12 protein-coding genes are annotated in these 13,620 nt (G+C 67.3%); 6 read left to right on the plus strand and 6 right to left on the minus strand.

Features of this window, described 5'->3' with window-relative positions; translation table 11 throughout:
* Positions 1–2: 2 nt before the first annotated feature.
* From OLX02_RS05885 to OLX02_RS05905, 5 genes are all read right to left on the minus strand, one after another.
* Positions 3–1,190 (minus strand): serine hydrolase domain-containing protein, encoded by a 1,188-nt coding sequence (locus OLX02_RS05885; RefSeq protein WP_264421032.1) that lies wholly within the window; start codon positions 1,188–1,190, stop codon positions 3–5.
* 110 nt (positions 1,191–1,300) lie between these two features.
* Complete coding sequence (locus OLX02_RS05890) at positions 1,301–2,938, minus strand: ATP-binding protein (protein ID WP_264421033.1); 1,638 nt, start codon at positions 2,936–2,938, stop codon at positions 1,301–1,303.
* A gap of 143 nt (positions 2,939–3,081) precedes the next feature.
* Positions 3,082–4,725: a chaperonin GroEL gene (gene groL / locus OLX02_RS05895; RefSeq protein WP_264421035.1), complete on the minus strand. Its 1,644-nt coding sequence runs from the start codon at positions 4,723–4,725 to the stop codon at positions 3,082–3,084.
* Positions 4,726–4,774: 49 nt separating this feature from the next.
* On the minus strand, positions 4,775–5,062 hold the full coding sequence (gene groES / locus OLX02_RS05900; protein ID WP_264421037.1) for a co-chaperone GroES: 288 nt from the start codon (positions 5,060–5,062) through the stop codon (positions 4,775–4,777).
* A 172-nt stretch (positions 5,063–5,234) separates the two neighbouring features.
* A complete protein-coding gene (locus OLX02_RS05905; RefSeq protein ID WP_264421039.1) occupies positions 5,235–6,584 on the minus strand; it encodes an MATE family efflux transporter in 1,350 nt (449 codons plus the stop codon).
* Positions 6,585–6,732: 148 nt separating this feature from the next.
* Here OLX02_RS05905 and OLX02_RS05910 point away from each other — a divergent pair, with 148 nt between their 5' ends.
* From OLX02_RS05910 to OLX02_RS05935, 6 genes are all read left to right on the plus strand, one after another.
* A complete protein-coding gene (locus tag OLX02_RS05910; protein WP_264421041.1) occupies positions 6,733–7,188 on the plus strand; it encodes a c-type cytochrome in 456 nt (151 codons plus the stop codon).
* Positions 7,189–7,354: 166 nt separating this feature from the next.
* Positions 7,355–8,317, plus strand: coding sequence for a helix-turn-helix domain-containing protein (locus OLX02_RS05915; protein WP_264421043.1), 963 nt, complete (start codon positions 7,355–7,357; stop codon positions 8,315–8,317).
* A 154-nt stretch (positions 8,318–8,471) separates the two neighbouring features.
* Positions 8,472–9,992 carry an aldehyde dehydrogenase gene (gene adh, locus OLX02_RS05920; protein WP_264421045.1) on the plus strand — a complete coding sequence of 507 codons (1,521 nt, stop codon included), beginning with the start codon at positions 8,472–8,474 and terminating at the stop codon, positions 9,990–9,992.
* Between the two features lie 224 nt (positions 9,993–10,216).
* Entirely contained in the window at positions 10,217–10,945 is a 729-nt protein-coding gene (locus OLX02_RS05925) for a TorF family putative porin (protein WP_264421046.1), read from the plus strand.
* A 63-nt stretch (positions 10,946–11,008) separates the two neighbouring features.
* On the plus strand, positions 11,009–12,286 hold the full coding sequence (locus OLX02_RS05930) for an MFS transporter (protein WP_264421048.1): 1,278 nt from the start codon (positions 11,009–11,011) through the stop codon (positions 12,284–12,286).
* Positions 12,283–13,101, plus strand: a complete 819-nt coding sequence (locus OLX02_RS05935; RefSeq protein WP_264421050.1) for an RMD1 family protein — start codon at positions 12,283–12,285, stop codon at positions 13,099–13,101. The genes OLX02_RS05930 and OLX02_RS05935 overlap by 4 nt, the downstream gene beginning before the upstream one ends.
* 98 nt (positions 13,102–13,199) lie before the next feature.
* Here OLX02_RS05935 and rplL read toward each other — a convergent pair whose 3' ends face one another.
* On the minus strand, positions 13,200–13,571 hold the full coding sequence (rplL, locus tag OLX02_RS05940) for a 50S ribosomal protein L7/L12 (RefSeq protein ID WP_264421051.1): 372 nt from the start codon (positions 13,569–13,571) through the stop codon (positions 13,200–13,202).
* Positions 13,572–13,620: the final 49 nt, after the last annotated feature.

Here is a 13,620-nt window from a genome sequence, read left to right on the forward strand (position 1 = left end):
CGCTAGTTCCCCGCGTCGATCAGCGCCTGCACCTGCTTGTAGAAGGCCTCGCGCGCTTCTGGTTCCGGTCCCTTGCTTGCACGGGTCCAGTCGGCGTTGGAGGCGATCACCAGCCGGCGCTTCGGGTCGATGAAGATTCCCTGCCCGAAAATACCCTGCGCCGCGACCGAGCCGTCGTCGTAGGTCCACCACTGGAAGCCGTAGCCCTTGCCGGGCTTGCCGATGTCTTTCTGCTTGTGGGTGGCCTGCGCAAACCAGTCGGGCGGCACGATCTGCTGGCGGCCAGCCTTGCCGTTGGCCAGAACGAACAGGCCGAACCGCGCGAAATCGCGGGTGGCGGCTTGCAGGCAGCAGCCGCCGATCTCGTGCCCGGTCTTGCCCAGCAGCCAGGTCGCTTCCTGCTCCATCCCCGCCGGCTGCCAGATCTTCTCCTCGAGATACTGCGCCAGCGGCTTCTTCACCGCCGAGGTGACGAGCACCCCGATCAGGTTGGTTTCGCCGGTGTTGTAGTGCCACACGGCGCCCGGCGGGTGTGCGCGGGGCAGCTTGCGCATATAGCTGACGGTGGCGTCCAGGCCGTCTTCGGGCTTGGCCCGGTTGAATTCGGCCACGTCGGACTTCGGGTCCTCGTAATCCTCGTTCCAGCGCACGCCCGAACTCATCGTCAGCAATTGCCGGATGGTGACATCGTCATAGGCGGAGCCGCGCAGGCCGGGAATGTACTGGCTTACCTTGTCCTCCAGGCTGCGGATCGCGCCGTCCTGGATGGCCGCGCCGACGAGCGTGGAGGTGAACGACTTGGCGACCGAGAAGCTGGTCCAGCGGCCGTTGGCATCGAAGCCCAGGCCGTAGCGTTCGAAGCGGATCTTGCCGTCCTGCACGATGACCATGGCGGCGGCGCGCTGGCTGGCGAGGTAGTGGTCCATGCCGGGAATGGCGAGCGGCTTGCCCGGTGGCAGCGGCACGGGGTGGGCCGAGGGAGCGATCGTGTGATGCCGCGCGAGCACCGGCAGCCGGTCGAGCGCGCGGAAGGCGGCGTCGCGCTGGTCCTGCGACCACATCAGCACGTCGGCGTTGGTGGGCATGGCGGCGATGAGACCGCGCGTTTCCTTGTCGAGGCTGGCATACCATGCCCCGCCCGCCAATATCGCCGCGCCGGCCAGTCCCAGCGCGATCGTGCGCTTGCGCATCCCCTGTTCCCCCGTTTTCATGTTGTCGTTGGCCGCAGCATATCGCGCGCGGCGGCGCGGGGAAGGGCGATTCGTGGGTGCCCTTGGGGGCGGCCCGGACAGATGCCGGATCAGGCTCCGATCAGGGATGCGATGCGGCGGTTCAGTTCGTCCACCGTGAAGGGCTTGGTCAGGATGTCCATCCCCGGATCGATCGCCGAGCCATCGATCACGCTTCCTTCGGCATAGCCGGTCACGAACAGCACTTTCAGGCCGGGGCGGGTGCGCCGTGCGGCATCGGCCACCTGCCGGCCGTTGAGCCCGCCGGGCAGGCCGACGTCGGTGACGAGCAGGTCGATCGGCTGGTCGTTGTCCAGCAAGGCGAGCGCTTCGGGGCCGTCCGATGCCTCGATGCAGGCATAGCCCAGCGCTTCCAGCGCTTCGGTCAGCAGCAGCCGGACGGTCGGCTCGTCATCCACGACCAGCACTGTTCCCTGCCGCATCTGCGAGGGAGTCGGCGCCTGTTCCGCAGGGTGGTGCTCGTCGCCCTCGCCGTGGTGGCGCGGCAGGAAGATGCGGACGAGCGTGCCCTTGCCCAGTTCGGACCGGATCCGCACGAGGCCCCGGCTTTGCCGCGCGAATCCATAGACCATCGACAGGCCAAGGCCAGTGCCCCGGCCAAGCGGCTTTGTGGTGAAGAACGGATCGAACACGCGGTCGATGTCGTCCCGGGCGATGCCCACGCCTTCGTCCTGAACGGTGATGCCGACATAGTCGCCCGGCTCAAGGCCGCGGGTGTGGGCCTCGTCGCCATAGAGCGCAAGATTGTGCGTCGAGATGGTCAGGGTGCCGCCCTGCGGCATCGCGTCGCGCGCGTTGATGCACAGGTTCAGCAGCGCGTTTTCCAGCTGGTTGGGATCGACCAGCGTGCGCCACAGCCCGGGTTCCTGTGCCACCGCCACCGCGATGGACGGGCCGACGGTGCGGCGGACCATGTCGAGGAATTCGGGCAGCAGCGCATTGATGTCGGTGGGGCGGGGCGAAAGGGTCTGGCGCCTGGAAAAGGCCAGCAGGCGGTGGGTGAGCGCGGCCGCGCGGCGCGTGGCGCCCAGCCCGGCGGCAAGGTAGCGCGAGACGTCGGCGGCGTTGTCCTTCTGTAGCCGGCGATCGATCAGCTCGAACGCGCCCTGGATGCCGGCGAGCAGGTTGTTGAAATCGTGGGCGAGGCCGCCGGTCAGCTGACCCACCGCTTCCATCTTCTGCGCCTGTCGCAGCGCGGCGGCGGCTTCCTCTCGCCCGGCGAGCGCCTCGACCACGCGGGCCTCCAGCGTTTCGTTGAGCTGGCGCAGCGCGTCCTCGGCATCGACCTGCTCGGTCACGTCCTTGAACAGGACCGCCACGAGCCGGTCCTCGAAGGGGCCGATGCGGAACGAGGAGACTTCCAGGTGACGGCCCGTGGCCACGAGTTCGTTGCGGAAGCGGATCGGCTCGCCGGTGCGCAGCACCTTGCCATAGAACGCGACCCAGGCGTCGGCTTCGTCCGGCACCATTTCGCGCAGGCGCTGGCCGACGACGTTGGGAATACCGGTGTTCCGCTCATAGGCGGCGTTGGCGAGGATGTGGATGTAATCGCTGAGCGGGCCGTGCGGACCGTCGAGGAAGCGGATGACGCAGTATCCCTGGTCCATTGATTCGAACAGGGCGCGGTAAAGGCCGGGATCGAAGTCCGCCAGAAGGTCGGGATGCGCGTGATTTTCGTCCCGCGCCATTATGACGAGCGACCATGAAGCAGGAAGCGCACCGGGAGTTCCATCGGGCGGCAAACGATGGATGATGAAGTTGGTTCCCGCCTAAAAGAAAAGGCCGGAAGGTTTCCCTTCCGGCCCTGTCTTCTGACGTTGGTTGGCGGACCTTAGAAGTCCATGCCGCCCATGCCGCCCATGCCGCCACCCATCGGGGGCATCGCGGGCTTGTCGTCCGGACGCTCGCTGATCGCCGCTTCGGTGGTGATCAGCAGGCCCGAAACCGACGCCGCGTCCTGGAGAGCCGTGCGGACGACCTTGGTCGGGTCGATCACGCCGGAGGCCTTCAGGTTCTCGTAGGTGTCGGTTGCGGCGTTAAAGCCCTGGTTCTCGTCGTTTTCGCGCAGCAGGTTGCCCGCGACGACCGCACCGTCATGACCGGCGTTCTGGGCGATCTGGCGCAGCGGCGTCTGGATCGCGCGGCGAACGATGTCGATGCCCTTGGTCTGGTCGTCGTTGGCGCCCTTGAGGCCGTCGAGAGCCTTGGTCGCATAGAGCAGCGCGGTGCCGCCACCGGGGACGATGCCTTCTTCAACCGCGGCGCGGGTCGCGTGGAGAGCGTCGTCGACGCGGTCCTTGCGCTCCTTCACCTCGACTTCGGTAGCACCGCCGACCTTGATTACGGCCACGCCGCCGGCGAGCTTGGCAAGACGCTCCTGGAGCTTCTCGCGGTCGTAGTCGCTGGTGGTGACTTCGATCTGGGCACGGATCTGCTCGACGCGGGCCTTGATGTCGTCAGCCGAACCGGCGCCGTCGACGATCGTGGTGTTGTCCTTGTCGATGGTGACCTTCTTGGCCTGGCCGAGCATCGCGAGCGTGACGCTCTCGAGCTTGATGCCGAGGTCTTCCGAGATCATCTCGCCCTGGGTCAGCGTGGCGATGTCGCCCAGCATGGCCTTGCGGCGATCGCCGAAGCCCGGTGCCTTGACGGCCGCGACCTTGAGGCCGCCGCGCAGCTTGTTGACCACGAGCGTGGCCAGTGCTTCGCCTTCGATGTCCTCGGCGATGATGAGAAGCGGGCGACCCGTCTGCACCACGGCTTCGAGAACCGGCAGCATCGCCTGGAGCGACGAGAGCTTCTTCTCGTGGATGAGGATGTACGGGCTTTCCAGCTCGACCGTCATCTTCTCCGGGTTGGTGATGAAGTAGGGCGACAGGTAGCCGCGGTCGAACTGCATGCCTTCGACGACGTCCAGCTCGAATTCGAGGCCCTTGGCCTCTTCAACGGTGATGACGCCTTCCTTGCCGACCTTGTCCATCGCTTCGGCGATCTTTTCGCCGACTTCGACGTCGCCGTTGGCCGAGATGATGCCGACCTGGGCGATTTCAGCCGTGCCCGAAACCGGGGTCGAACGCGCCTTGAGGTTTTCGACGACCTTGCCGACGGCGATGTCGATGCCGCGCTTCAGATCCATCGGGTTCATGCCGGCGGCGACCGAGGTCATGCCTTCGCGAACGATCGCCTGGGCCAGAACGGTGGCGGTGGTGGTGCCGTCACCGGCTGCGTCGTTGGCCTTCGAGGCCACTTCGCGCAGCATCTGGGCGCCCATGTTCTCGAACTTGTCCTTGAGTTCGATTTCCTTGGCGACCGAAACACCGTCCTTGGTGATGCGGGGGGCGCCGAAGCTCTTGTCGATCACCACGTTGCGGCCCTTGGGCCCGAGCGTGACCTTCACCGCGTCGGCGAGGATGTCGACGCCGCGCAGAATGCGTTCGCGGGCGTCGCGGCCGAACTTTACGTCCTTGGCTGCCATGTTGATTTCCTTTGAATATCTGGATTGGGTAGGTTGGAAATCCGGGTGATCAGCCGATCACGCCCAGGATGTCCGATTCCTTCATGATCAGAAGGTCCTTGCCGTCGACCTTGACTTCGGTGCCGGACCACTTGCCGAACAGAACGCGGTCGCCGACCTTGACGTCGAGCGGGGTGATCGTGCCGTTCTCGGCGCGGGCACCGGTGCCGACGGCGACGATTTCGCCTTCAGCGGGCTTTTCCTTGGCGCTGTCGGGGATGATGATCCCGCCGGCGGTCTTTTCCTCGGCTTCGACGCGGCTCACCAGCACGCGGTCGTGCAGCGGACGGAAAGTCATGGGTTGCTCCCTCTTCCAATGTTCAATTGGGATATGAAATCGTGCTTGGCACTCTCAAGGCGAGAGTGCCAGCGGCCTGCATATGGGTGCGTGCCCAAGAGGCGTCAAGCGCGCCGATCCAAGAATCTTTTCGCGTCGATGAACAGCCCCATGCGACGGTCGGGGAGTGGCGTCAGGCCGGCAGAAGGCCCAGCCGCGCCCGGCGATGCCACCGCCACAGCAGCAGGCCGGCGACGAACACCAGGCCGATGAGCAGCCCGATCCACACGCCAAGGCCGCCGAGCGGGGTGAACAGGCCCAGCCAGAGCGCGGTGCCCACGCCGGGAACCCAGTATCCGAACAGCGCCATCAGCATCGGCACGCGCGTGTCCTGCAGCCCCCGCAGCATGCCGGCGCCCACCGCCTGCGCGCCGTCGAACAGCTGGAATGCCGCCGCCACCGCCATGTATTGCAGCGCGAAGGCGACCATGCGCGCGTTTTCCGGCGCATCGGGATCGACATAGAGCCGCAGCAACGGGCGCGGAAAGGCCAGCATGATCCCGGCGGACAGCGCCATGAAGCCGATGCCCAGCAGCATTCCCACCCGCCCGGCGCGCGCGATCGCGCCGCTGTCGCCCGCGCCATAGGCCAGCCCGACGCGGATCGTGGCGGCCTGCCCAACGCCGAAAGGCACCTGGAATGCGATCGCGGCGAACTGGAGCGCGACCGTGTGCCCGGCCAGTTCCGCCTCGCCGATCCGGCCCATCAGGAACGCCGCACCGTTGAACATGCCCGCTTCGGCAATGATCGTGCCGCAGATCGGCAGGCCGATCGCCAGCACATCGCGAAAGCGTTGCCATTCGGGGCGCCACCAGCGGCCGAGGAAACGGTAGCGGCGGAGCCGCCGGTCAAAGCGGATCACCAGCGCATAGGCGATCAGCATGGCACTGCTGGTGACGACGCTGGAAATCGCGGAACCGGTCAGCCCCAGCTCGGGCGCGCCGAGGTGGCCGAACACGAAGACCCAGTTGCCGAAAGCGTTGACCGCCACCGCCATCGCGGTGATCGCGGTGCCGATACCGGGCCGGCCGAGCGTGGCCACCACGGTGCGCAGCAGCGCCGCCAGCACGGCGGGAATCGCCGCCCACATCAGCACGTTCAGGAACGGCACGGCGCGCACGATCACGCCTTCCTGCTGGCCGGTCAGCCGCATCAGCGGGCCGCCCAGCAGGCACACGCCCATGGCGATGAACGCGGCGAGCAGGCCCGCCCAGGCGGCCATGCGCACGGTGCGGCGCACTTCGCGGACCGCGTGGCGGCGGCGGCCGAGTTCGGCAGCGATCAGCGGCGAGGCCGCGCCGACCAGCCCGGTCAGGCTCCAGATCAGCAGCCCGAACAGCGCGACCGACAGCGAGGATGCGGCGAGCGCTTCCGGGCCGAGCCGCGCGACGAACACCACGTCTACCGCGAACACCGCCATCTGCAGCAGGTTTGCACCCACCAAGGGCGCGGCGAGCCGCAGCGTGCTGCGCCATTCGTCCATGGTCGTTGCGGGTGGCTTCTCAAACATCACGGGCGGGGGCATAGGGCGGGGGCGGTCCCATGGAAAGGCCCCGTGCCCCGGCACCAAACGCCTGTCATCGGCGTTGCGTTGGGGGAAGAGGTGGCCGTCAAGGAAAAGGGCATACCCGATGAAGATGCTGATGAAGGTTTCGCTTTCGGTCGCACTTGCGGCCGGCGTTTCGGCTTGCGGCGGCGCGAAGCAGGAAGATACCGCGCAGACGGCGGATACCTCTGCCCCCGCGGCTGCTCCGGCTGCGGCTGACACGGCCGCGACGACGGCGGTCGCCGCCAATGCCGCCCCCGCCGCGTTCGGCATCTGCAAGAGCTGCCATGCGGTCGAAAAGGGCAAGACGGTGATCGGCCCCAGCCTGTTCGGCATCGTCGGCACCAAGGCGGGCGACGTGCCCGGTTACAGCTTCAGCCCCGCGCTCAAGGCCTCCGGCCTGACGTGGGACGACGCCACGCTCGACAAGTGGCTGGAGAATCCGATGAAGCTCGTCCCCGGCACGCGCATGACTTATGCGGGGCAGGCGGACGCGGCCAAGCGCAAGGAAATCATCGACTACCTCAAGACGCTGAAGTGAACGCCGCGCAGGCGGTGTCCCGGAAACGAGACACCGCCCGTCGCCCGTCTCACCAAAAACCCTTGCATTCGGCGCGATCCGGCTAAGGATTGCCGCGCCAGTCCCGAGTCATGCGGCACCGCCCACGAGTGCCGGGGCATCGGCGGCTTGGCGAGAGGGTGACATCATGCCCAATGGGCGCGGCAAGCATAGCGAACATGTGCTGAGCACGGTTGAATCCGGGCGTGACGCGGGCACTTCCGCGGTTGCCGCATCGTGGTGCCGGTCTGCGCTGCACCATGGTCTGGACCCGGCGGGCGGGCGCACCGGTCCCCGCATCGGCGGGGCCGCGCTGGACCTTTTGCGAGAGGCCAACGGCCCGCTGCTGGCGGCGGCGACCCCGGTGCTCGACACGCTGTTCGGCAGCGTGGGGCGAACCGGCTGCTGCGTGATCCTGTCGGACGTGGAAGGCACGGTGATCGAGGCGCGGTCCGGTGCGGGCGATGCCGCGCTGTTCGACGCCATCGGCCTGTCGATCGGCGCGCACTGGAGCGAGGCGGCCGAGGGCACCAACGGCATCGGCACCTGCCTGGTCGAGGAACGACCCGTCTCGATCCTGAAAGGCGAGCATTTCGCCAGCCGCAACATCGGCGTTTCGTGCATGGATGCGCCGATCTTCGGCCCCGAGGGGCAGCTGGTGGCCGCGCTCGACGTGTCCAGCGCGCGGGCCGATCACGGCGAGGCGATGGCCGCGCTTGTGGCGGCGCTGGTGCAGGACGCCGCGCGCCAGATCGAGCGCGAATACTTCTGCCGCCATTATTCCGGGGCGCGCATCGTCCATGCGCCCGACGCGCCGGGACGCGGGTCGGCGCTGCTGGCGGTCGACCGCGACGACCTGGTTATCGGAGCAACGCGCGCGGCGCGGCGGCGACTGGGGCTGGGCGCTGCGCGCGCGCTCGATCCCAAGCCGCTGGCCGACGTGCTGGGGCAGGAAGCGCCCGCCGGGTTCGAGGACAGCGAGCGCGCCGTGCTGCGGCAGGCGCTGGCGCGCTCCGGCGGCAATGTGGCGGCAGCGGCCCGGCTGCTCGGCGTGGCGCGCGCGACGATGTACCGGCGGATGGAGCGCGCCGGCATGATCGGGATGCACTGATCCGCCAGCGACCTGGTCCCTGCTGTCTCACGCATGAGACAGGTGGATCGGCCAAGGCCGGCGGGGGGATTTCCAGCCGGGCCATCTGGTGGAACCATCGCAGCTTGAGGGTGACGGAAACGCGCCGCCCCGGACAACGAGAGAGGATGGCACCATGGACACGGCTGTGGCGGAAAAGGCGGCGAAGGTTGCGCCCTTCGCGAGCACGTATGACAATTTCATCGGCGGCAAGTGGGTGGCCCCATGCGCCGGCCGCTATTTCGACAATGTCTCGCCGATCAACGGGCAAGTGATCTGCCGCGTCGCGCGGTCCGATGCCGACGACATCGAACTCGCGCTCGACGCCGCGCACGCCGCCAAGGACGCATGGGGCCGCACCTCGCCCGCCGAGCGCGCGCTGGTGCTGCTCCGCATTGCCGACGTGATGGAGGCCAACCTGGCCCTGCTCGCCACGGCGGAAACGTGGGACAACGGCAAGCCGATCCGTGAGACCATGGCGGCGGACATCCCGCTTGCCATTGACCACTTCCGCTATTTCGCGGGATGCATCCGCGCGCAGGAAGGCTCGATCGCGGAGATCGACGAGGACACCATCGGCTATCACTTCCACGAACCGCTGGGCGTGGTGGGGCAGATCATCCCTTGGAACTTCCCGATCCTGATGGCCACGTGGAAGCTGGCGCCCGCGCTGGCGGCGGGGAACTGCGTGGTGCTGAAGCCCGCGGAGCAGACGCCGGCCTCGATCCTGGTGCTGATGGAACTGATCGCCGACCTGTTGCCCCCCGGCGTGCTCAACGTGGTCAACGGCTTCGGCCTCGAGGCGGGGAAGCCGCTCGCCAGCTCCAGGCGGATCGCCAAGATCGCGTTCACCGGCGAAACCAGCACCGGGCGCCTTATCATGCAATACGCCAGCGAGAACCTGATCCCGGTGACGCTGGAACTGGGCGGCAAGAGCCCCAACATCTTCTTTGCCGACGTGGCCGCGCACGACGACGACTTCTTCGACAAGGCGATCGAGGGCTTCGTGATGTTCGCGCTCAACCAGGGCGAGGTTTGCACCTGCCCCAGCCGCGCGCTGATCCATGAATCGATCTATGATCGCTTCATGGAGCGGGCGCTCCGCCGCGTGGAGCAGATCGTGCAGGGCAACCCGCTCGATCCGGCGACGATGATCGGCGCGCAGGCGAGCGCGGAGCAGCAGGAGAAGATCCTGCGCTATCTCCAGATCGGCAAGGATGAGGGCGCGCAGGTGCTGACCGGCGGCGGTGTCGCCAGCCTTGGCGGCGATCTGGCGGGCGGCTTCTACATCCAGCCGACCGTGTTCAAGGGTCACAACAAGATGCGGATCTTCCAGGAGGAGATCTTCGGCCCGGTGGTTTCCACCACCACCTTCTCGACCGCGGAGGAGGCGCTGCAGATCGCCAACGACACCGCTTACGGCCTTGGTGCGGGCGTGTGGAGCCGCGATGCCAACACCTGCTATCGCTTTGGCCGCGCGATCCAGGCCGGGCGCGTCTGGACCAATTGCTATCACGCCTACCCCGCGCACGCGGCGTTCGGCGGATACAAGCAGTCGGGCATCGGCCGCGAGACGCACAAGATGATGCTGGATCACTACCAGCAGACCAAGAATATGCTCGTCAGCTACAGCCCGAAGAAACTCGGCTTCTTCTGACGCGCATATACCGTCGGGAACTCTGAAAAGTCCGACGGGTCGCATCGACCCCCAATGCGGATAGCAGGCGTGGGTCGCAGGCTTCGGGGCGCCGCGCCACCTCTCCCAAGGCGGCGTCCCGGACGCTCCCCTCCATTTGCCATGACCAATGACGCGGGCGCGGTCCGCGAACGGATGCGCGCGCCCGCCAGAACGAACCATAAAACCTAGGGAAGGATTGCCAGATGAGGATCACTCTTGCCGTCGCGGCCATTGCCGCGGCGATCGCCCCCGCGTGCGCGTTTGCCCAGGATGCGGAAACCTACCAGGACAAGACGCCCGCCGCGAACGTGAAGACCGAGGCGCCTTCGGACCTGAAAGTGGGCTTCGGCCTGACCGGCGCGACCGAATACGTCTGGCGCGGGGTCAGCCAGTCGGACGAGAAGCCGGCAGTCTTTGCCACCGTCTCGGTCGGCTACCGGAACTTCTACGCCGGCGCGGGCACCGAGAACGTCCACTTTGCCGGCATCTCGCAGGAATACGACCTGTGGGGCGGCTATGTCTTCGATCTGGGCGCCGTGAAGCTCGACCTGGGCGCGGTGCGCTATGGCTATGTCGATGCACCGGCGAAGATCGACACGCTGGAAGGCAAGGCTGCCATTTCGGGCAGCGTGGGCAAGCTGGGGCTGAAGGCGGCCGGATACTATACCGGCAATTACTTCGGCACGCGCCAACACGCCTTTTATGGCGAAGTGGGCGCGTCCTATCCGCTGACCGGCAAGCTGACCGCGTCGGGTGCGGTAGGGCGGCAGCAGATCGATGCCCTGCCCGATTACACGACGTGGAATGCGGGCCTGAGCTACGCCGTGATGAAGGGCGCCAAGCTCGATGTGCGCTATCACGACACCGATGCCAGCCACATCGGCAGGCTGGCGAAGGCGCGCGTGGTGGGATCGTTCAGCCTCGCCTTCTGAGCAAGGCTTGCCGTGCCATGCCGCGCTGCTACTCTTGCGCTTTGCGAAAGGGGCGGCGCGGACATGGCCACGGCATCGGCGGATATGAGGGCCGGCGGCGGGGGCAGAGCCGGAGCCGTCCGGGCGCTGGTGCTGCTGCTGGCGGTGGCGGTGCTGCTCAATTTCGTCGATCGCGGCGCACTGGGCATCGCCGCGCCGAAGATGAAAGCCGACCTGGGGCTGTCAGCGACGACTTTCGGCCTCGCGGCATCGGCCTTCTTCTGGACATACGCGGCGATGCAGCCGCTGCTCGGCTGGCTGAGCGACCGGATTTCCGTCTACAAGGTGCTGGCCTTCGCGCTGGCGCTGTGGGCGCTGAGCACGATGCTGACCGGGCTGGTCGGTGGGCTGGCCAGTCTGATCGTCCTGAGGCTGCTGCTGGGGCTGGGCGAAAGTTTCGTCTTTCCCTGCACATCCAAGCTGATCGCGCGCCATGTCGGCCCGGCGCAGCGCGGCACCGCCAACGCGGTCGTCGCGGTGGGCCTTGCGCTCGGGCCGGCGCTGGGCACGCTGGCGGGCGGGGCAATCCTGGCGCGCTGGGGCTGGCAGGCGGTGTTCGCGGCGTTTGGAGCGGTGACACTGGCCTGGCTGGTGCCCTGGTTCTTCGTGGTGCGAGCCTTGCCCGATGTGGGCAGGAGCGCGGCGCCGCAGGGATTGTCCTATGCCGGGCTGCTGCGGCAGCGGGCGCTGTGGATCACCGGCGCCTGCCACGTGACCGCCAACTATGCCTTTTTCTTCGTCTCGATCTGGCTGCCGCTCTACCTCGTCAACAGCCGGGGCCTGTCGATCGGGACGATGGCCTGGTTCGCGGCCGCGACTTATGGCGCGCAGGCCGCCGCGTCGCTGTTCTTCGGGCACGCGTCCGACCGCATGGTGCGCGCCGGGCGCGACGAGGACACGGTGCGCCGGGCGTTCAGTGTGGGCGGGCAGGTCGCGCTCGCGGTGGGCATCGTCGGCATCGCCATGGCACCGGGACAGGCCAGCCTGCTTGGCTGGCTGGTGTTCACCGGACTTGCGATGGGGATCGGGCCGACCATGACCTATGCCATCGGCCAGATCTTCGCCGGGGAGCGGCTGGCCGGCAGCTGGATCGGCTGGCAGAACGCCATCGGCAGTCTTTCGGGCGTGGCGGGTCCGCTGATCACCGGCTTGATCGTCGATGCCTCGGGCGGCTTTGCGGGCGCTTTCGCGTTTGCCGCCGCGATCAGCCTGCTGGGCGCGGTGCTGTTCCAGTGGGTGCTGCCGCCGATCCGGCCCATCGGGATCGGTCTCGCGACCGGTAAGGGGAGCGCGCCGGCATGATCGTTTCGCCCGATGTCGTGATGGTGGGAAGCCTGGCCGATACCGCACCCTCTCGCGCGGAGCCGCTGGTCGCCACCGCATGGCTGCTGGGGGCCCGCGTTCGGACCAAGGACATTGGCGAAAGTGCCGAACTGGCGCAGGCCGGATCGCGGATCGGGCCGGCTTTCGTTTTCCGTTTCGGCGTGGTCGTCACGTTCGCGCCGCGCGGCCAGAGCGCCGAGGCGCTGGTCAATGCCTGCGCGGCCCATGTCGAGGCTCCCACGGACGAGCGTGAAACGGAAAGCGTGGAACTGTTCGTGTCGGCCGAGCAGGCGGACCGGATCGGCGCCGAAGGCAGCATCATGCTCGCCGATGTCGATCCCGACCGGTTGCTGCTGGTGGCGACGGTGCTGGCCCGCAGCGCCGTCCTCAACCGCGACGAGGCGATGGTCGCCTCCGCTTTCGACGCGAGCGCGCCGGTGGTGGAGGATCTGCGCGTCAACGGGCGCGCACGTCTCTCGATCCGGGCGGTGATGCGGCTGGTGGGCGCGGTGCTTGCCGCGCGCCACCGCGTGACCGGCATGGTCCAGGTGGACGAACGGCCCGACGTGCTGTGGGACAACCCGCAACTCGACCGGCTCTATGCGCGGCTGGAAAACGAATACGAACTGAAGGAGCGCGCCGAAGTGCTCGACCGCAAGTTCTCGGCGCTTGGCGATTTCGCCGACACGCTGGTGGAGATCGTGCGCGACAAGCGGGCGGTCCGGCTGGAAGCGGCGGTGATCGTGCTGATCGCCTTCGAGATCGTGCTCAACCTGCTGGGAGCGATGCACTAGCGCCGATCGCCGACGCGGACGGTGCCCCTCCAAATGAAAAGGGCGGCCCCGAAGGACCGCCCTTTCCTGTATTCCTGATCCGGAAATCCGGAAGAAGATTACTTGATTTCGACGGTGCCGCCGGCTTCTTCGATCTTCTTCTTGATGTCTTCGGCTTCAGCCTTCGACACGCCTTCCTTGACAGCCTTCGGAGCGGCTTCAACCAGCGCCTTGGCTTCGGTCAGGCCGAGCGAGGTGATCGCGCGGACTTCCTTGATGACCTGGATCTTCTTGCCACCGTCGCCGGTCAGGATGACGTCGAATTCGGTCTTCTCTTCAACGGCTTCGGCAGCAGCAGCCGGGGCAGCAGCCACGGCAACGGCAGCAGCGGCGGAAACGCCCCATGCTTCTTCGAGAGCCTTGGCGAGGTCGGCGGCTTCGAGAACGGTCAGCTTCGACAGTTCGGCGACGAGATTGGCGATGTCAGCCATGTTGTATCACTCCAGATTGTGTGGTGCCCGGCCGCGTTCCGGCCGGACG

It is taken from the genome of Novosphingobium sp. KCTC 2891, from assembly GCF_025938155.1.
In the GTDB taxonomy this organism is placed as follows: domain Bacteria; phylum Pseudomonadota; class Alphaproteobacteria; order Sphingomonadales; family Sphingomonadaceae; genus Novosphingobium.

Excerpts from the sequence above, each read along its gene's own strand:
- OLX02_RS05925 (WP_264421046.1), top strand. The coding sequence starts at position 10,217 with ATGAGGATCACTCTTGCCGTCGCGGCCATTGCCGCGGCGATCGCCCCC.
- groES (WP_264421037.1), bottom strand. The coding sequence starts at position 5,062 with ATGACTTTCCGTCCGCTGCACGACCGCGTGCTGGTGAGCCGCGTCGAA.
- OLX02_RS05890 (WP_264421033.1), bottom strand. The coding sequence starts at position 2,938 with ATGGCGCGGGACGAAAATCACGCGCATCCCGACCTTCTGGCGGACTTC.
- groL (WP_264421035.1), bottom strand. The coding sequence starts at position 4,725 with ATGGCAGCCAAGGACGTAAAGTTCGGCCGCGACGCCCGCGAACGCATT.
- adh (WP_264421045.1), top strand. The coding sequence starts at position 8,472 with ATGGACACGGCTGTGGCGGAAAAGGCGGCGAAGGTTGCGCCCTTCGCG.
- rplL (WP_264421051.1), bottom strand. The coding sequence starts at position 13,571 with ATGGCTGACATCGCCAATCTCGTCGCCGAACTGTCGAAGCTGACCGTT.
- OLX02_RS05935 (WP_264421050.1), top strand. The coding sequence starts at position 12,283 with ATGATCGTTTCGCCCGATGTCGTGATGGTGGGAAGCCTGGCCGATACC.
- OLX02_RS05910 (WP_264421041.1), top strand. The coding sequence starts at position 6,733 with ATGAAGATGCTGATGAAGGTTTCGCTTTCGGTCGCACTTGCGGCCGGC.
- OLX02_RS05915 (WP_264421043.1), top strand. The coding sequence starts at position 7,355 with ATGCCCAATGGGCGCGGCAAGCATAGCGAACATGTGCTGAGCACGGTT.
- OLX02_RS05905 (WP_264421039.1), bottom strand. The coding sequence starts at position 6,584 with ATGGACGAATGGCGCAGCACGCTGCGGCTCGCCGCGCCCTTGGTGGGT.
- OLX02_RS05885 (WP_264421032.1), bottom strand. The coding sequence starts at position 1,190 with ATGCGCAAGCGCACGATCGCGCTGGGACTGGCCGGCGCGGCGATATTG.
- OLX02_RS05930 (WP_264421048.1), top strand. The coding sequence starts at position 11,009 with ATGGCCACGGCATCGGCGGATATGAGGGCCGGCGGCGGGGGCAGAGCC.